The sequence below is a fragment of the Qipengyuania sp. JB2-7 genome (genome assembly GCF_055693485.1).
This window is the reverse complement of the sequence record NZ_CM146335.1, coordinates 57,145-75,881: the sequence shown is the minus strand read 5'-3', so window position 1 is coordinate 75,881 and position 18,737 is coordinate 57,145. Positions and strand designations below refer to the sequence as shown.

General features: G+C 55.7%; 10 protein-coding genes and 2 pseudogenes. 5 read left to right on the top strand and 7 right to left on the bottom strand.

Annotation, left to right across the window (positions count from 1 at the left end):
* Nucleotides 1-132: 132 nt before the first annotated feature.
* Complete coding sequence (locus tag ACZ1GM_RS00360; protein ID WP_472677245.1) at nt 133-3,291, top strand: VPS10 domain-containing protein; 3,159 nt, start codon at nt 133-135, stop codon at nt 3,289-3,291.
* 203 nt (nt 3,292-3,494) lie between these two features.
* On the opposite strand, the gene ACZ1GM_RS00355 is transcribed toward ACZ1GM_RS00360, so the two are convergent.
* Together ACZ1GM_RS00355 and ACZ1GM_RS00350 are read right to left on the bottom strand one after the other, a co-directional pair.
* The gene (locus tag ACZ1GM_RS00355) at nt 3,495-4,013 is read right to left on the bottom strand and encodes a PepSY domain-containing protein (protein ID WP_472677244.1); all 519 of its coding nucleotides are present in this window, start codon (nt 4,011-4,013) and stop codon (nt 3,495-3,497) included.
* A gap of 4 nt (nt 4,014-4,017) precedes the next feature.
* Nucleotides 4,018-7,293: a VPS10 domain-containing protein gene (locus ACZ1GM_RS00350; RefSeq protein WP_472677243.1), complete on the bottom strand. Its 3,276-nt coding sequence runs from the start codon at nt 7,291-7,293 to the stop codon at nt 4,018-4,020.
* A 206-nt stretch (nt 7,294-7,499) separates the two neighbouring features.
* Here ACZ1GM_RS00350 and ACZ1GM_RS00345 point away from each other — a divergent pair, with 206 nt between their 5' ends.
* Nucleotides 7,500-7,856: a MerC domain-containing protein gene (locus tag ACZ1GM_RS00345; protein WP_472677242.1), complete on the top strand. Its 357-nt coding sequence runs from the start codon at nt 7,500-7,502 to the stop codon at nt 7,854-7,856.
* Nucleotides 7,857-7,883: 27 nt separating this feature from the next.
* On the opposite strand, the pseudogene ACZ1GM_RS00340 reads toward ACZ1GM_RS00345, so the two are convergent.
* The 4 genes and pseudogenes from ACZ1GM_RS00340 to ACZ1GM_RS00325 form a co-directional block, all read right to left on the bottom strand.
* Nucleotides 7,884-9,856, bottom strand: a pseudogene (locus ACZ1GM_RS00340) (tetratricopeptide repeat-containing sulfotransferase family protein).
* 76 nt (nt 9,857-9,932) lie between these two features.
* Nucleotides 9,933-12,593, bottom strand: a complete 2,661-nt coding sequence (locus ACZ1GM_RS00335) for a TonB-dependent receptor (protein ID WP_472677241.1) — start codon at nt 12,591-12,593, stop codon at nt 9,933-9,935.
* A 346-nt stretch (nt 12,594-12,939) separates the two neighbouring features.
* Nucleotides 12,940-13,455, bottom strand: coding sequence for a BCCT family transporter (locus tag ACZ1GM_RS00330; RefSeq protein WP_472677240.1), 516 nt, complete (start codon nt 13,453-13,455; stop codon nt 12,940-12,942).
* A gap of 112 nt (nt 13,456-13,567) precedes the next feature.
* Nucleotides 13,568-14,521: pseudogene (locus tag ACZ1GM_RS00325) on the bottom strand (BCCT family transporter); the annotation flags it as partial.
* 423 nt (nt 14,522-14,944) lie between these two features.
* Between ACZ1GM_RS00325 and ACZ1GM_RS00320 the strand changes: the two are divergent.
* The 3 genes from ACZ1GM_RS00320 to ACZ1GM_RS00310 all read left to right on the top strand — a co-directional run bounded on the left by ACZ1GM_RS00320 (nt 14,945) and on the right by ACZ1GM_RS00310 (nt 17,879).
* Complete coding sequence (locus ACZ1GM_RS00320) at nt 14,945-15,409, top strand: FecR family protein (protein ID WP_472677239.1); 465 nt, start codon at nt 14,945-14,947, stop codon at nt 15,407-15,409.
* 95 nt (nt 15,410-15,504) lie between these two features.
* Complete coding sequence (locus ACZ1GM_RS00315) at nt 15,505-16,602, top strand: CHASE2 domain-containing protein (RefSeq protein ID WP_472677238.1); 1,098 nt, start codon at nt 15,505-15,507, stop codon at nt 16,600-16,602.
* A gap of 326 nt (nt 16,603-16,928) precedes the next feature.
* The gene (locus tag ACZ1GM_RS00310) at nt 16,929-17,879 is read left to right on the top strand and encodes an EAL domain-containing protein (RefSeq protein WP_472677237.1); all 951 of its coding nucleotides are present in this window, start codon (nt 16,929-16,931) and stop codon (nt 17,877-17,879) included.
* Nucleotides 17,880-17,909: 30 nt separating this feature from the next.
* On the opposite strand, the gene ACZ1GM_RS00305 is transcribed toward ACZ1GM_RS00310, so the two are convergent.
* A complete protein-coding gene (locus ACZ1GM_RS00305) occupies nt 17,910-18,722 on the bottom strand; it encodes a ferredoxin--NADP reductase (protein ID WP_472677236.1) in 813 nt (270 codons plus the stop codon).
* Between the last annotated feature and the right edge of the window lie 15 nt (nt 18,723-18,737).

The window sequence follows — 18,737 nt, the reverse complement described above, 5'->3', positions numbered from 1 at the left end:
TTGGGCAAGCACTTCATGCGGGTGTTGGCGGCTGGGGCACTGATGCTAGGGCTTGGGATTGACGGCCCGGCGCAAGCCCAAAGCCCGGACTAGGACAAAGAGCAAAGCCCTCTTTCTTCTCTTCCGCTCAGATTGATCGGTCCGGCTTATCCGAGCGGGCGTATCTCAGACTTCGCGTTTTTCTCTGGCGGCTCGCATCATTATATCGTCGCCACGGCATCGGGCGGGCTTTGGATCACCAAGAATTCCGGCACGACTTGGACACCGATTTTTGACAGGGAAGGCACTTACGCGATTGGCGTCGTCGAAATCGCCCCCTCCGATGACAACACGATATGGGTCGGCACTGGCGAGAATAATGCGCAGCGATCTGTCGCGTTTGGCGATGGGGTCTATAAGTCAACCGATGGCGGCAAAACGTGGACCAATATGGGCCTCAAAGATTCCGGCCACATCAGCCAGATCTGGATCAATCCCGAAGATGCCGACACGGTTCTGGTCGCCGCACAGGGACCATTGTGGAACGCGGGTGGTGATCGCGGCCTCTATAAGACGACTGACGGCGGAAAGAGCTGGACGCGGGTGTTGGCTATCGACGAACACACCGGGATAAATGAATTTGTTGTACATCCCGACAATTTCGACCTGATCGTCGCGTCTTCCTATCAGAGACGGCGCCATGTCTGGGTGTTAATCAATGGCGGTCCGGGCTCGGGCATTCACCGCACCACGGACGGGGGTGAGAGCTGGAGCGAAGTAACGGCTGGTATGCCCGGCGATGATATGGGGCGCATTGGTCTCGCCATGGCACCGACAAATCCCGACATGGTCTACGCAATCATCGAGGGGCAGCCTGATGAGCAGGGCGTTTATCGTTCGAGCGATTTTGGTCAGAATTGGGAAAAGCGCTCAAGCCACATGACGTCGAGCCCGCAATATTATAACGAGATAGTGGTCGATCCGAAGGATGAAAATACGCTGTATTCGCTCGACACATTTTCGAAGCGATCCAGAGATGGCGGCAAGACCTTCACTGACCTTAGCGCTGCCCATCGGCATGTTGATGACCATGCCTTGTGGATCAATGAGAGCAATACTGATCACCTGATTATTGGTGGTGATGGCGGGATTTATGAAAGCTGGGATGGCGGAACTTTATGGCGCCATGTCGACAATCTGCCGATTGTACAATTCTATCGGGTCCAGCCTGATAATGCGGCCCCGTTTTACAATGTCTGTGGCGGTACGCAGGACAATAACTCGCTATGTGGACCCTCTCGCACCACACTAACGCACGGCATTGCCAATTCCGACTGGCACATCATCTTGGGCGGCGATGGCTATAAGCCGCAGATTGATCCGCGTGATCCGAACATCGTTTACACACAGTACCAGTATGGCGGGCTGGCGCGGTATGATCGGCGCACACAGGAGCGGGTGTTCCTGACGCCGCAGCCAGAGACAGATGAGCCTGCCTACAAGTGGAACTGGAACACACCGCTTCTGATTAGCCCGCATAATCCCGACCGGATTTACTATGCAGCTGAGTATCTCTTTGCGTCTAATGACCGGGGCAATTCGTGGCAGAAAATCAGCCCTGATCTCACTCGCCAAATTGATCGCAATTCGCTGGAGGTCATGGGCCGGGTGTGGAGTGTTGACGCGATTGCCAAGAACGATTCCACCTCGATTTATGGCGCCGCAATTGCGCTTAGCGAAAGCCCACTGGTCGAAGGCCTGATTTACGTTGGCAGCGATGACGGCGTGATTTCTGTCACTGAAGATAACGGCGCGAGCTGGCGGCGTTTGGAAAGTGTTCGCGGCGTGCCGACCATGACGTTGGTCGAGGATATCGTTACCTCCTCGCATGCGCCCGACGTTGCCTATGCGGCGTTCGACAATCACAAGCGCGGCGACCACAACCCTTACCTGTATCGCAGCAATGATCGCGGGCGGACATGGACCTCGATTGCTGGCGACCTGCCCGATTGGGGATCAGTACATACGATTGCGGAGGACCATGTTGATCCAAACCTCTTGTTCGTCGGTACAGAATTTGGCTTGTTCTACACGCAGAATGGCGGTCGCAATTGGCATCAGCTCAAAACCAATTTCCCGACCATTGACGTTCGTGACATTGAGATTCAGCGCCGCGAGAATGATCTTGTGGTGGGAACATTCGGACGCGGGATTTATGTGCTTGATGACTACTCACCGCTGCGCACACGAAGCAGCGCCATTGCAGGATCAGAGGCGACGCTGTTCCCCATTCGTGATCCTTGGCTATACATAGAGGGCGATCTGTGGGGGACTTGGGGCGGCGCGAAGGCGTCTAATGGTGATAATTTCTGGCACGCAGAGAACCCGCCATTTGGTGCTGTGTTTACCTATACCTTGCGCGATGGGTTGAAGTCGCTCTCGGACACGCGACGCGAGGCAGAGAAAAAGGTCGAGAAGAATGGCGGGGATACGCCTTATCCGTCGTGGGAGCGGTTACGCACAGAAGATCGTGAGGATGAACCTGCAGTTCTGTTCACAATAACGGACGCAAATGGCGCTGTCGTTCGTCGGATGACCGCCCCACATTCCAAGGGGCTGCATCGGGTGGCGTGGGATCTACGTTTCGACGCGCCCGATCCGGCGCAGATCACTGCGCCGCAAGGATCAATTTTCAGTAGCCCGCCCATGGGCCCGTTAGTGCTTCCGGGCACTTATACGGCGACGTTGAGCAAACGGATAAACGGCGTGGTTACGCAGCTTGCACCGCCCCGGAGTTTCATGGTGAAGGCGTTTGAAAACAGCCCGGAAATTGCAAGAGATCGCGAGGTTGTCTTGGCATTCCAGCAGGATACTGCGGGGCTTGCGCGTGCAGTCACCGGGGCGGGGGCGGCATCGGGCGAACTGCGCGGTCGCCTGGCATATCTCAAGGTTGCGGTTGAAGCGGTGCCATCGCCCAACGATGTGCAGCGAGCGAGCATTCAGCAGCTTGAGGCGATATTGGATGAGGCTGACCGTGCCTTATTCGGTGATCGCACGGTTAGCAGTCGCAATGAACCGGTTCCGTTCTCGGTCTCCCAACGTGTTGGACAGATACGTGGATGGGGTTGGTCACACCAGTCACCGACCACCGGCTCTGATAAGACCGCATTGGCGCTGGCGAAGCAGGAATTCACCGCCGTACTCACGCGCCTACGCGATGTTGAGACGCGCCTTGTTGCTTTGGAGGGTGAGCTGGAAGGTCTTGGTGCACCCTATACACCGGGGAGCGGCGTGCCGAACTGGCCGCAATAGATGCCGATGAGGGGAGCGTTCCGCTCTGAATGGATGCGATTACGATCCGTATTTCGGTCGTAATTATGCCGGCGATGCGAAGCTCACGCTAGCTTTTAATAATCTGCTCGACACTGCGTATCGCGCGTATGGGGCGGTCAGCAACGAACCGGGTCGGCTCTGTCCTTGCAAGCCCCAGCTTCGCTTTTGACGCCTTTACGGAGCTAACGATTTCGCGCTTTCTTGCGTTTCTGCAGTCGCGGCAAAAGGAACAGATAAATCCCGGTGCCCCACATGATGATCAGAATGATCCCGGTGGGCAGGAACAGGTAAAGCTTCACGCTATCGGAAAAGAACGACCCGTCATGGATACTCTCGATCCAATCGGAACGACGGTAGGCAACGTGCAGGACCTCAGCGGTGCTGGTGTCGACCTGCACTTCCCAGTCGGTATTGCTGCGGATTTTCGCAACCCCCTTGTCGACACGCAAATCGATCCTGTCGATGTCTGACCATTGCGTAATGCCAGCCTCGGGATGCTGACGCGCGGCTGCTAGCATTTGTTCAAGGCTCGCAACTGGTAGCTGTTGTCGGACAGTGCCGCTGACGGTTGGTGGTTGGATCCAATCAACCTCTTTCTTCAGCATCAAGACAACGCCCGCTGCGAACATTATCCCAGCGGGCAAGAAGATTGCCAGCGAAAGCCAGTAGTGCACTTGCCGAAAAAAGCGTTTTGGGTTCATAGCTTTACGGGATCTTTGCCCCTGGCACCCATGGCGCACCAGCAGCGCTCAGTTCCGCCTCAAGCGCAGGTATTGTGCTTTCAACCAACGTGTTTAGCCGACCTTTGATCTGCTCGAGTTCAACCTGAGCATAGCCGAACTGCTGCCGGTGGGTCTGGGTCGGCCCATAGGTCGATGCCGATAATCCAGTGATGATCCGGCCCAAGCGACTGCGCACCGTATGCTGTGTCCGCTCGGTCAGCGCATTGCGCGCTGGATTGCCATTGAGCATTTCATCCAGCGCCAAAGCTTCTCGGCGAAGGGCCTGAACGCGATTGTCGAATTGCGCTGGATCGCCAGACTGTATGCGCTGGCTCGCGATAGCCAGAGCTTCAACCTTCTTCTGTGCTTCGCCAAGCGTGTAGCCCACCGCTGTGACAGACCGGTCAAAGCTGGCAATCTGAGACCAGAACTCAGCAGCGTCAGGTTGTGGGCGTAGCGCGCCGTCGCGAAGCGGCTTTACCATGAACGGTTGTGGACCGACTAGTTCGGTCGTTTGCCCACGGACACGCTGCGAAAGCGAAACGGTGTATTGACCCGGCGTCACAAGGAATCCGGATGGCTCATCCTCGCCATCTGCGGGCGGCGTGGCCGCGCTCATATCGGGGAAGCGGAGATCCCAATTCACACGGTGGAACCCGCGCTTTGCTGGGCCTTTGATCCGGCGAACCACATTTCCGTCTGCATCGCGCACCGTTAGCCAGATTGTCGGCGCAACCTCCTGAAGTTCTGCAGTCATAGCAGGGAAACCCGGGAAAGGATTGTCTACGCCAGTTTCTGCACGCGGTTTCTCCCGCTCTTGTCTGATGTCCTTAAGCGACGGCACATCGTCGGCAAGATAATAGGTGAAGTTCGCACCGAATGGCGGGTTAGGCGCCCGGTAGTAGCCATGGCCTTGCGAGCCCCCTTCAGAAAATGCGAGCGGGTGCTGTTCGATATACCACCATGCATCGCGCCCTGGGAACAGCATCGCCTGCTGCTCAAGGCTCGCCTCGGTCAAAGTGCGCAGCGGGGAGATGTCATCAACGATGAAGAAGCCTCGGCCAAAGCTGGCTGCCACCAGATCATCCTCGCGGCGCTGAATGGTTATATCGCGGAATGCGATGGTCGGTGCATCACCGGTCATCTTGACCCATTTGCGACCGCCGTCGAGCGTAAAGTAAATCGCAAATTCGGTTGCTGTGAACAACAGATTGGGGTTCTTGTGATCCTGAACGATCCGCCACACCAGATGCCGATCGGGGATGTTGCCTGCGATATTCGTCCAGCTGCGACCGCGATTGGTGCTCTTGAGTAAATAGGGTTGGAAATCGCCATATTTGTGATTGTCGAGCGCGATATAGACTGTGTTCTCGTCGAACAGGTCCGCGCGAATGTCATTCACAAAGGCTGTGCTAGGGACGCCTGGAAGTGAACCGGCCTCAATCCGGCGCCAGTTTGCACCGCCGTTTTCGGAAACCTGAATCAGGCCGTCATCGGTGCCAACATATAGGAGGTCTGCGTTGAGCGGTGATTCCCCGAATGATGTGATCGTATTGTATTGTGACATGGCGAGAAAATCCCACCCTGCATCCCAGCTCCACAAGCGCCCCTGAACAGGCAGACGTAAGCGGTCCTGATCCCGTGTGAGATCACCGGAAAGTGCTGTCCAGCTGTCACCCCGATCATTTGAGCGCCACAGCCGCTGCGACGCAAAATAGATCGTCGTTGGATTGTGCTGGCTTACGAAGATGGGGGCATCCCAGTTCCAGCGTTCAATAGGATCGCCGGGGGAGGCCTGTGGCTGGATATGCACAACTTCGCCAGTGATGCGGTCAACGCGGGCAAGGTTACCCTGCTGCCATTGCGCATACATGATGTCGGGATTGCCCGGCTCAGTGGCCGATTGGTGACCGTCAGCAAACAGCGTGATGAACCAGTCATCATTGCGAATGCCATGCCGATTGTCTGTGCGTGAGGGCCCACCTTGTGAGTTGTTGTCCTGTGTGCCGCCGTAAACGAAATAGAACGGCTCTGCGTCATCGACCGCAACTTTGTAGAACTGCGTGATCGGCAGGTTGTCGATGAATCGCCACGTTTTAGTGTGGTCATAACTCTCATACAGTCCGCCGTCAGAACCAAACAGAATATACTCCGGATCATCTGGGCGGAACGCAATCGCGTGATCATCAACGTGCTTCAGTTCGTTGTTGAGATCGCTCCAGGTTGAGCCGCCATCATTTGAAATCTGCGTGGTGTTGGACACCAGATAAATCCGGTCGAACACATGTGGGTTGGCATAGAGTTCCTGATAATAATGCGGTCCGGTGCCGCCTGCGACTGTATCGGACATCTTGGTCCAGCTCGCACCGCGATTGGTGGATTTCCATGTGCCACCCTCACGCCGGTCAAGCTCAATCGCGGCATAGAGAATGTCGGGCTGCATTGGCGAAATCGCTAAACCGATCTTGCCCATATTGCCCTCAGGCAGGCCGGTTTTCAGTTCCTCCCAGGTTTCACCACCATCATCAGATTTCCAAAGGCCGGTTTCCGGGCCGCCGCCGACATAGGCCGCAACCGTGCGATGGCGCTGCCAGAGCGCTGCGTAGAGCCGGTCGGGATTGCGTGGATCAATGAGGAGATCAGTCGCGCCGGTATACTCGCCCGATGATAGGACATTCTCCCACGTTTCTCCGCCATCGGTTGTCTTGTAGACGCCGCGCTCCCCACCTGCTGACCACAGCGGACCTTGCGAGGCGACCCACACGGTATCGGGGTCTTCGGGGTGAACGATGATCTTTGAGATATGCTCGGATTGCTCCAGCCCCTTCTTCGCCCAGGTCTTTCCTCCATCCTTCGACAGATACAGCCCATCGCCAAAGCCCACATGACGGCCTCCGTGATTCTCGCCTGTTCCGACCCAGATACGATTGGGGTCTGACGGGTCGACGCCGAGCGAGCCGATTGAATAGGAACCTTGACCATCGAAAAGCGAAGTCCAGGTGGTGCCAGCATTTTCAGTTTTCCAAACGCCGCCTGAACCCACGGCGACATACCATGTGGCGGGATCGTCCTGCACGATGGCAATGTCAGCGATGCGGCCAGACATGAAAGCCGGGCCTATATTGCGCAGATTGAATGCATCGAACGTGCCGCTCGAGAGGGCAGTTTGCTCTTTTCCCTTATCGCTTTGCGCGGTTGCCGTATTCGACAGGCCCAAAGCAACAGCCAGTATCAGCAAAAAGTGCGAGATCTTTTTCATAAGAGCACCCCCAAGGTAATCTGCGTGAGCAGGCGGACAGATTTGCATTTGCCGCAAACAGATGTCGATCAACGACTCACTCACGTCTATAGTGCGCATGTCGTCAGACACATTCGCGTCCGTCAAGCGATTGCAATGAAATTCATCGATTGACGTATCACATCCAGATGGCTAGGCGATATGTGATACTATTACATAGAGGTCAAATGCTTCCTGCAACTTCCTATGATCGTGCCGCAACGGTGCTCAGCCTGTCATGCATCGCGCATTGCATGGCTCTGCCCCTGGTCGCGGTCTTTTTGCCGTTCGCCGCTGCCTTTGCAGGGGCGGAGTGGGTTCACTGGACGTTGGCACTGCTCGCTATCGCGGCATCCGGGGGCGTGATCGCAACAGACCGTGCTGCGCGAGCACACACTTTTCTCGTGCCAGTTGTGATTGGCCTGACGTTGATTTCCGGCGCTCTCTTCGCCGAGAATTTCGGAATGAGTGAAACAACCCCAACTGTTGTCGGTGGTCTAATTCTGGCAGTCGCTCACATTCACCGGCTTGTCAGCCAAAACTAGAATGAGCGCGGTCGTTACCAGGCTAAACTAATCCGCAGTACTTAACGCAGCGCGCAGCGGATCGAGCCATTGGTCGAACGGCTTCCACGCATCTTGGCCCTTGCGATTGATAGGCTCGCGGACCTGTTCGCTGGAGGCAGTGCGGACGGCCCGGTCGGTTTTGTGAAACGTCAGGCACGCTTCCTCAAAAGGTACGCTTAGAAAGTCGAGCATTCGCCGAGTCTGCCCCTCAAGATCGTCGAGCACATCCTCGTGCTGGACCCGCAAGACCTTGCCTGGCAGCACTGTGTCCCAGTGATCCATCAGGCCGACATAGTCCGAATAGTACCGTCCGATCTCTGTAAGGCCGTATGTGAATTCCTGACCTTCGGCGAACAGCTGTTTGAAGCCGGAAAAGCAGCAATCCATCGGCGCACGGCGCGCATCGATGATCTTCGCATTGGGCAGGATCAGATGAATCAGGCCGATATGCCGGAAATTGTTCGGCATCTTGTCGATAAAGAACTGTGCGCCTTGCCGGTGAATACGGGTGCTGTCGATGAAGTCCTCGCCAAACTTCGCGAGCTGATCAGCCGTCAGATCATGGAGGATTGTGGGATAGCGTGATTGGCCCGCTTTCCGTCCGCGCAGCCGGTGCGCCAGCGCCAGAATGTTGGGTAATTCAAGCGTGCCATCAATCTGCGAATGGCTGGCGAGGATTTGCTCTAGCAAGGTGGAACCGGCGCGCGGTAGGCCGAGGATAAAGATCGGGTCTGGTGCGGTGTGGCCGCTGCCGTGATGCTTGGCAAACAGCTCAGGCGTGCACTGTTCCCTTTGTCGCGCCAGCTCTTTCGTCATGGCGTCCGCGCTGTAACGAGTTTGTGCGCGTTTCAGGGCATTGCCCTTGTCATAATGGGTGAAGCTTTCGGCATATTCGCCAGCATCCTCCAACGCTTTGGCGAGCGCAAAATGGAGGTGCACGCGGTCCATAAAGGCCAGGTCGGGTCGCTCCACCTGCGTGCGCATGGCGGCGACCTCACCATCGCTAAATGTGTAAGTCTTAAGGTTGGCGAGCGCATAATAGGCATCGCCGTGATCGGGCTTAGCGGCGATAGCGGCTTGATAGCTTGCCTCTGCTTCGGAGCGATCGCCCTTTGTTTTGAGTGCATGACCCCGGCTGGTCAGACTGGCCGGATCATTGGGTAGTTTTTCGAGCACACTGTCGAATAAATTGAGACCCTGATCGTAGTCGCCCATCTGAATGCATTCGATCGCCAGACGTGATTGAAACAGCGGATTGGCCGGGTCGCGTTGGTACAGCTCTTCAGCCTGTTCGCGTGCCTCGGCGGATTTCTGACGCCGCCGCAGCACATCGATATAGTCGAAACGCAGCTGCACATCGTCAGGCGCAAATTCGACAGCACTTTCCAGCAGGAACTCCGCATCATCGAGAATGCCCAGTTCAATCCCGATCCGGGCGAGTAGCCGCATGCCCTCCACGTGCGCCTGATTTTTTTGGGGTGCTGGCGCAGATAGTGGCGGCAAATTTCCTCTGCGCGGATTAGGCGACCTTCCGCCAGATGATTTGTCACAGCGACCAGTTCGCGAGGTAAACTGATTATTCGCTGATGCTGCTGTGTAGAGACTTGCGCTTCCGCCGCTCGGCCAGCCTCCGTGTGCAACCGTGCTTGTTCGCGCCAGCTTGCCTCAAGTGCCGGGTTGAAACGCGTGGCGCGCGTAAATGCAGCCAATGCCGCTACGCTATCGCCCTGCGCCAATGCGAGGTGGCCTTCCTCCTGCCATGCTCTTCCATATTCTGGCATGGCGGTATGCAGGGCCATCAGGTGCTCCCCTGCCTCATCAAATCGTGTGAGATAGCGTGCGGCCACCGCTGCCATATAGAGCGCCTCACCGTCGTGGGGATCATCTGCAATCAGTGCGCGCGCGCGCGCCAGGCCAGCCTCGAACTGACCGTCTTTTAGTGACTGCTGTATTTGCTTGAGTGACTCTTCGCGGCTCATGAGTGAGTACCTAGACAGCAAAACGGCGGGAGTGAACCATTGCCACTCCCGCCGTTCCTATCTGTGCTGTATCCGATCAGTAGTCGAATGTGACACGCATGCCGACCGTCAGCGGACGGTTGGTGATGATGCGTTCGCGATCATTGCCAAAGATGCCGGAGATCTCAGCCCGCTCATCGGTCAGGTTTTCACCATAGATCTCAAAGCGCCACTGCTCGGCTTTGACCCCGACGGACAGGTCGAGCAGCGTATAGCTGTCGAGTTCAATCTTGTTGATCTCGATAATGTCGGTGAACTTGGATGACGAATAATTCAACTGAGGCTGAATGTAAGCTTCAAGACTATCCGACAAATCCCACTCATAGCGAGCGCGGATATTGCCCTGTAAGCCTGGTGCATAGGCCAGCTCCTCACCCTCAATCACATCATTTGTCGGGATCAGGACGTCCGTAATCTCTGTATCGAGGATTGAGAACGCACCTGCCACTGTCAGGCCCGGTGTCGCATAGGGCGCGATCACAAAGTCTGCCTCCAGCCCGTAAATCTCTGCATTTGCTGCGTTTGATGAGAAGAACAGGTTGGTGATCGACGGGTCGAAAATCTGCGTTTGCAGGTTCGAGATATCGACGAAGAATGCACTGCCGTTGAACCGGAACTGGCCATCTATCAGGTCCATTTTCCAGCCGAGTTCGTAATTCTTTACTTCATCGGTTTCGACTTCGAATGGCACGACAAAGCCGGTACCCGGCGCAACCGCGCCGCCTGGGCGGTTCAACAGACCGGGCCGGAAACCTTCCGAATAAGTCGCGTAGAACAGCAGGTCCTCTGTCGGCGTCAAGGTGACTGTTCCCTTGAAGATCGTCCCGCTGGTCGAGGCGGTGTCCGGCGCACGTACAGCGTTGAACACCTGCTGTGCCTGCGTGGCCGAAAGCCCGGCTGCTTCGATGTCGGCAAGCGTATCGTTGATATCGAAGGTCTGACGCAGTGCAGCGTTGCACGATCCAATGAAGGTGAAGCTGCCATCGCCATCATATAAATCGCTGATGTCCGTACCGAAGGCGTTGGCATCTGCCGCCGCGCCTGAGTTACAGAACGATCCGTTCGCGCTGCCTTCAAAATCCACCTCAACATCGTAATAGCGCGCGCCGAGTGTGACTGACAAAAGGTCAGGGACGATGTCAAAGCTGGCCTCGCCGAAAATGCCGAACTGTTCGTCTGTACGGCGAATGTCGTTGCGGAAGATGGTGTCAGCCGGGAATGGTCCCGGATCAGAAATGAAGCCAGACATTTGCGGGAAGTTTGGCGCAAAAGCTCCGAATGGCTGGGCGATGACATTGCCGGGATAGGCGAAGTCGACGCGTTCTTCCAGACTGAGGTCGGAATAAAAGCCGCCGCCCTGGAAACGCACACGCCAGTCGTCAGGTGTGCTGAAGCGCAATTCCTGCGTGAACACTTCGGTCTTGGAGAATGAGTTCACGTAGAGATTTGGCGCCTGACACGTACCGCTTGGGGCTGCTGCACCGGGATAGCTGACCGAGCCGTCGCAGATGTAATATGGCAGATACTGACCGGCAAAAAGATAGTCGGTGTAGTCGGCGCGCTGCTCGCTTTCGCGATCTGTGTACGCACCGGTGTAAATCACATCGAGAAACGCGATCCGGCCTTCGACCGTCCAGCTGGTATTGGAGAAATCGTCTTCGAGACGGTCTTCCTCAAAGCGTTCGATCTCGAGGTCATCAAGACCATCAAGCTCAGGATCAGCGAAGAATACGCCATCGCTCTCAAGGCTCTGGCGCTGATGCGAAACATTGACAGTCCAGTCAGGGGTTACTTCCCACAACCCGCTGACGCGGAAACCCGTATAGGTCGTGTCGTTGAAATCGTCTTGAGCGATGCCGGCGTTGTCAGCGGCCAGGAACGTTACGCCCGACAAATCTGACGTTGATTGGAAGCCCGCACGTACCGCTGATACAGGTACACCGTTTTCGCGGACGAAACCCTCCGGGCGGAAGCGCGCGCTTTCAGTGAGGTCGCGTGTGCCCTGCACATTGTCGATGTAGCCGCCTTGGTCGTCGAGATAGACCACGCCGCGCAATGCGATTGTGTCAGCGACCGGCACGTTAAGCATGACTTCGCCGTTATAGCTGGCCTCGCCACCTTTAGTGAACGCCACACCAGCCGACGCGCTGGCATCAAAGCCAGAGAGGCTCGGCTTGTTGGTGATTAGGCGGACAACGCCAGCCTGCGAGCTTGCGCCAAACAAGGTTCCCTGAGGACCAGAAAGCACTTCAATCCGTTCGAGGTCAGCGGCGTAAACGTCAAGGTTACGACCCGGCTGCGAAAGCGGCTGATCATTTAGATAGAGTGCAACGTTCGGCGCGAGGCCGGCCACACCAGCAACCGTGATGTTGGGTGTGGTTGAGGCTAGGCCACGAATATAGATTGTGCTTTGCCCCGGTCCGTTTCCGCCAGCGGTCACCGTTGGGATCTGGTCGAGGTAGTCCTCGAACGTATCAATGTTCAGCTCATCAAGCTGCTCTGAGTTGATGGCAGCGACCGATACCGGCACGTCTTGCAAATCTTCGCTACGGCGCTGTGCGGTAACGACAATAGTACCAACGCCGCCGCGTTGTTCCTGAGTACCCTCTTGAGGCGTTTGCGCGTCCTGCGCCATCGCTGGCGCAGCAACGGCAATAGCCAGCGCGCTAGCAGACGCGCTGCTTGCAAATCTAATCATGTTGTTTGTCCCCTTTAGACAATTCTGCGACCCGCGGAACGCGAATTGTCCGCATAATCAGTAAAAATAGGCAGCTGCCAAAATTGCAGACCCTGTTGCGAGGCCGGTAACAAAGTGAACTTGCATCAGTCACCAGTAGCCCAGTAGTTTTGGGGATATAGCGCGAGCCCGTTGTAAAATTACAACAAACACCTCACTCGAAATCATCAATATAATCTAGAATGAATATTGGGAAAATATAACGAAATATACAAAGTATATATTTATAAAATATACTCAGGGACAAAAAGTGCTCATCAGGATATTCTTCGTATATTTATTCTGTATTGTAGCGTTCTGACCTCTATTAGGTCTTTTCTGGCGCTGGAACTTGTCCTTCCCATTCCTCGCAACCGATTGCGGTCGTTGGGACGCCATGTTTTTTGCGAATTAGATCGAAAATCACCGCCTTAAGAATGGAAATCGCCATCAGTGCGACCACGAAAGAGAACGGTAGGGCGCCTATGATCATCGTGATACGGATTGCGTCGATCCCGCCCAGGATCAGCATTGAGCCAACAACAAAGGCCAGCGCAGTGCCCCAAAATAGGATGTGATAGCGCCGCCCGCCCTCATCTTCTCCTGCGCCATTGATAGTGTTTACGATCAGTATCGCACTATCCACCGATGTGATGAGATAGGTCATCAGCAGAATAACGACGAGACCTGATACGATCAGCGCAAAGCTTGGATCGAGCAGCACGGCAAGGGTCGCATAGAGTTGGTCCGAGATGCCCGTGTTGAGGATTTGTCCGCCCGCCTGTCCGCTCAATTCCAGTTCGATGGCTGTGCCTCCTGCGAGCGCCATCCATAAGAAGCACATCAAAGAAGGAACGATAGCGACACCCAGCACATATTCCCTGATCGTGCGGTACGCGTGAAATACGGGCAATGAACATGCCGACAAAGGGTGCAAAGGCGATCCACCACGCCCAATAAAATACTGACCAATCCAGCTGCCATTGAACGAGAGCCGCGGCGGTTTCGCTGCCATCGTTTGAAAACAGGGTCAGAGAATTGGCGGGCAGAGTAACGATGTAATCCCAGATGCCCACGCCCAGCAGCTGAAGCCCATAAAACCCTGAGCCGACTGCAGCGAACAATGCCAGCAGCGCGAAGGACAATCCCATATTTATGTTGGATAGCCATTTGATCCCGCGTCCCACACCCGACAGCGCGCTGAGTGTTGAGGCGCCGACCAGCACGACAAGCGCGGTGACGATCGCTGCTGCAGAGGCGGTCAATCCGCCTTCGCCATCGCTCACCATCAGCCAGTCGCCAAAGCCGACCCGATACAGCCCAGCAACGAACTGTTGAACGCCAAGGCCCATGGTTACCGCAACGCCTAGTATCGTCGCCACCACGGCTACGATATCGACACCGTGCCCGAAATTTCCAGACATACTCTTGCCGAACAGCGGGGCCAGACTGGAGCGCACGGTCAGCGGGAGATCGCGCCTGTGCGAAACGTACCCGATGGCAAGGCCAACCAGCGCATACGTGCACCATGCGCCAAAGCCCCAATGCAGGAAGGTCCACATGTAAGCGGGGCGGACAGCCTCCGCACTAACACCCTCAATAGTGCCGCGAATAATATCAGGGTTGTTGGCAAAGTGCGCGAGCGGCTCACCAGTGGAATAGGTGAGCATGCCGATACCTATACCAGCACCAAACAGCATGGAAAACCATGAGAAGCGCGAGAATTCAGGCTGCTCATCCGCGCCGCCTAAGCGCAAGCGGCCACTCTGCGGCAACAGGGCGAGCACCCCGCATACCAGGATGAGCGAAGCGACGAGATATACGTACCACCCGCTGAAAGCAGCGATGATGGTGGAGTTCGCGACTTCCAGCGTTTCCATCGCGCGAACGGGGAAGAAGATCGCCCACATGATGATGAGTGAGACGATGATTTTTCCCGGAATGGTCACTTCACGACTGAAACCGTCGTAAAAACCGCGATCATGCGTATCGATGGGAAGGTCAATCAGGGGCGGATCAATCGGCTGATCTGCGGCATCAGAAGTCTGTGATTTTAAGATCGGATTACCTTGCGGTTCTTTTGGAAGCTTGTGGGTTGCTGCAGCATCAACAAAGTGTGGCTGAAAGATGACAAGAGCATAGAGGCTTGTCTCAACTATGCAACGCGGCGTCCTCAATACCGCCGTGTTCGCGGGAATACCTTTTGTCGAAACACGAAAATCTGGCTTTAACCATATGATTTAGGACACCGTTATCCCAGCGACTTAACCGCCTGAGAAACCTCGCTTGCTAACGTAATGTGACAAATAAAACCAAAGCTTGCGAGGTGAAGGATGATCAAGCTGACAAAAAGCGTCTGCGTTGCGGCGGCTCTAATGGCGAGCAGCGGCGCATTGGCGACGGACTCTGGCTGGATTATCTCCGAAGCTGACGGGCAGGTTTCCATCAAACGCGCCGACAAGTTTGTGTACGGGGCTAAAGGTACGCAGCTGCAAATTGGTGATGTCGTCCGCACCGGCAAGGGCGCTCGCGCCGTTCTGGTGCGCGATGACGAGTATCTTGTGGTCACGCCCAAGGCGCAGGTGCGTATCGCCGAAGCAGAAGAGAGCGGCACCGTTTCTCAAGTGTTTCAATCGCTGGGAGATATGCTGTTGGGGATAGAGAAAACCGCAACGCCGCAATCAAAGGTAAGGCGCCCAACAGTGGCTGCTGTAGTCAAGGGTTATGGTCGCGATGGTGACAAGCGCGGGGTCAGCAGTTTTGCCGGCAATGAAAGCGAAACAGACGTAAGCGAATAAGATTGGGCCATTGATGCCTGTCTAGCCAGCCAGACCAAGCTGGAAACGCAGTCTAAACTATTGCTCGCTATAGCATTCTGGCTGGCGCGCCCGCCATGGGCGTGCTGTTTGACCGGAGTAGCGTGGCCGTGTCTTTAGTACGCGATAGAATTTTGCAAAAAGAGGCAGCAGGGTCGCTTATGGCTCTGGCGATCTCTGCGTTGATCGCCATCGCTGCGCTCACAACCGGTTTTGCCAGCAGCGTGGAACGTGATTTACGCGACGCACGTGATCGCGTCCGCGAATCAACCACACCAAGCGAGATCGTTATCGTCGAGGTTGACGGGCGATCATTGCAACGATTGCCGCGCTGGCCATGGCCCCGTGAACATTACGCCAATGCGGTGCGCGAGCTCAATGCCTTGGGCGCACGCCAGATCGCATTTGATATCGAGTTCTCAGCAAGCTCTACCCCGGATCAGGACATATTGTTTGCAGAGGCACTGGCCGATTTTGATGGATTGGTGATCCTGCCAACGTTCCGTCAGGTCAATCAGACAGACGCTGGCCCGGTGATTTCAGAGGCGCTACCGATCCCAGAACTGCGCGAACACGCGTTTCTGGCATCGGTGAATGTTGTGCCAGAGCTCGACGGTCGCGTGCTGGAATATCCCTATGGCGTTGTAACTAATGATACGCCGCGACCGTCTCTGGCGAGTATGCTTGCCGGTAAAGCCGGCAGCGTTGCCGAAAGCTTCCCAATCGATCAGGCAATTGCGCCTGAAAGCTTTGATCGCATTTCGTTCATCGATCTGATCAATGGTGATGTCGCGCCTTCACGGATTGCGGGAAAGCAGGCGTTGATTGGCGCAACTGCGATTGAGCTCGGCGATCGCTATCCGACTTCACTCTACGGCGTTCAACCCGGCGTGTTTGTTCAGGCACAAGCGGCGGAAACCCTCACTCTCGGGCGTATCCGTGACAAGAGCGGGCAGCTCATTGCTTTAATAATATGCTTTGCTGTTTTACTGGTCGCGTGCCTCAGCCGACGTTGGAGGGGACGCAGCGTACCTATCGCACTTGCTTTGGGTATCACGATACTGTCGGTGGCGATGGCGCTTGATCAGATGTCGCTAATCTATGTTGAGATCGCCGCGAGCCTCTTGCTGCTTGGGGTATTCGCGGTACGCTCACCGGATAATCCGGTTGCTTAGAAACCTTCGTCTGGCGCAGCTGACTGATGAGGCATCCGGCCTCCCTAATCGTCCTGCCATGGAACTTCGGGCGAGACGCATCACATCACCTAGATTCGCGGTCGCCAGAATCACTGACGCAGACCAGATTGAGGCATTGGCCAGTGCAGAGGCGATCGCACATATTGATCGGGCGGTCGCACATCAACTTGCCGGTATCGCTCAAAATACGCAGGTGTATCGGATTGAGCGCGGATTATTCGGATGGTTTGTGCCCGAAAACGCGCAACATGATTTCGACGCGCACTTTGTTGCTGCGGCTCACATGTTGAGCATACCAGTGGAATATGTCGGTACGCCGGATCAAATTGAAACCTGCCTTTGGCTTGTCGGAAATCGTACTGGCGGATGCTGTGGCCGCCTCAGAATTTGCGCAGCGTCACGGACTGCGCTGGTCTGCCGCGAACGAGCAGATGAGCGAAGAGACGGAATATAAGCAGTTCATTATCGCGGAACTCGAGGCGTCGCTCGAAGATGGATCAATCTGTGTTCACTACCAGCCCAAGCTGGATCTTGCTAATGACGAAGTCTACGGAGCCGAGTGTCTGATCCGCTGGAACAGCCAAAAGATGGGCTTTATCTCTCCTGCCGATTTCATTCCAATCCTCGAGGAACGCGGAGAGACCGACCGGCTGACCCTGTTCGTGCTGCGGCAGGCAGTTGAGAAGGCAACGGCGATGCACAGTGCCGGGCGACCGCTCAATCTTGCGGTTAACTTTTCCGTTCAGTTGCTGGACGACGCGACATTTATTGACGAGACGATCACTCTAGCTGCGAAATTGCCGCCGTCGGACAAGCCTCTCCTCACGATTGAGGTAACCGAGAGTGCACCCAATGAAGATCCGGAAGTTGCTCGCAAGGCCTTGTCGCGTTTGCGCGACGCGGGTTTGCGCATTTCGATTGACGACTATGGCACCGGCAATGCGACGCTCAATTACCTGAAAGAATTCCCGGTAGACGAGGTTAAGCTTGATCAGGCTTTTGTAAGAAACTTGAGCAGCAACAAATCAGATCTTCTGATGGTCCGCTCAACCATTGAGCTGGCACATGCATTATCATTCCAAGTGGTCGCGGAAGGCGTTGAAGACGCCAAAACACAAGAGATTCTGCACGAGGCAGGGTGCGACTATATCCAAGGATGGCATGTCGGAAAACCGATGATCTGGGACGAATTCGTCGAGGCGGTCGCGCCGAAAATTGGTACGGCCTTGCCTCGTTCTAAAACCAAGGCAGCCTAGTCAGCGCGAAGCCAATCGGCCCCGCTGCGATCAGCCAACAAACGCGCGTTCGATCACAAATTGACCAGGCTGTGCATTGCTGCCCTCGGTAAATCCGCGTTCTTCCAGATCAGCCGCGTGATCCTTGATCATCGCCATGCTGCCGCACAACATTACTCGGTCTGTTTCCGGATCAAGCGTCTTCGCGCCAGGGATGCCTTCGAACAACTCGCCGCTATCGATGAGTGCCGAGATACGTCCGGTTGTCCGAAATTCCTCACGCGTGACGGTCGGCACGTAATGAAATTGCTTTTGCGCTTCTTCCTCCACCAGAGGATCGCCTTCCAGCTTGCTCTCAAGCAGTTCGCGATAGGCGAGGTCGGCAACGCCGCGCACGCTATGCACAATCACCACCTCATCAAACAACTCATAGACAGCCGGATCACGGGCAAGGCTCATAAACGGTGCAAGGCCAGTTCCGGTTGAAAGCATGAACAGTCGTTTGCCGGGAAGCAGTGCGTCCGTCACCAGCGTGCCGGTCGGCTTCTTGGCGAGATAGATCGAGTCGCCCTCTTTAATATGCTGAAGGCGCGATGTGAGCGGGCCATCCTGAACGATGATCGAGAGAAATTCGAGTTCATCAGCATAGCTGGGTGAAGCCATAGAATAGGCGCGCAGCAGGGGCTTTTTCTCTTGCGGCAGGCCGATCATCACGAACTCGCCCGAGCGGAAACGAAAGCTTGGCGGACGGCTGATGGAAAAGCTGAACAGATTGTCGTTCCACTGCTGGGTACGCTTCACCGTTTCAACTGACAGGGCTGACGTCGGCTCAAAGGCATCGTTGCCCACCGGCTGATCATTCATGGGTATTGACTCTCT

Coding starts and splice junctions, on each gene's coding strand:
- ACZ1GM_RS00355 (WP_472677244.1), bottom strand. CDS start 4,013: ATGAACCCAAAACGCTTTTTTCGGCAAGTGCACTACTGGCTTTCGCTG.
- ACZ1GM_RS00350 (WP_472677243.1), bottom strand. CDS start 7,293: ATGAAAAAGATCTCGCACTTTTTGCTGATACTGGCTGTTGCTTTGGGC.
- ACZ1GM_RS00345 (WP_472677242.1), top strand. CDS start 7,500: ATGCTTCCTGCAACTTCCTATGATCGTGCCGCAACGGTGCTCAGCCTG.
- ACZ1GM_RS00335 (WP_472677241.1), bottom strand. CDS start 12,593: ATGATTAGATTTGCAAGCAGCGCGTCTGCTAGCGCGCTGGCTATTGCC.
- ACZ1GM_RS00330 (WP_472677240.1), bottom strand. CDS start 13,455: ATGTGCTTCTTATGGATGGCGCTCGCAGGAGGCACAGCCATCGAACTG.
- ACZ1GM_RS00320 (WP_472677239.1), top strand. CDS start 14,945: ATGATCAAGCTGACAAAAAGCGTCTGCGTTGCGGCGGCTCTAATGGCG.
- ACZ1GM_RS00315 (WP_472677238.1), top strand. CDS start 15,505: ATGGGCGTGCTGTTTGACCGGAGTAGCGTGGCCGTGTCTTTAGTACGC.
- ACZ1GM_RS00310 (WP_472677237.1), top strand. CDS start 16,929: ATGTCGGTACGCCGGATCAAATTGAAACCTGCCTTTGGCTTGTCGGAA.
- ACZ1GM_RS00305 (WP_472677236.1), bottom strand. CDS start 18,722: ATGAATGATCAGCCGGTGGGCAACGATGCCTTTGAGCCGACGTCAGCC.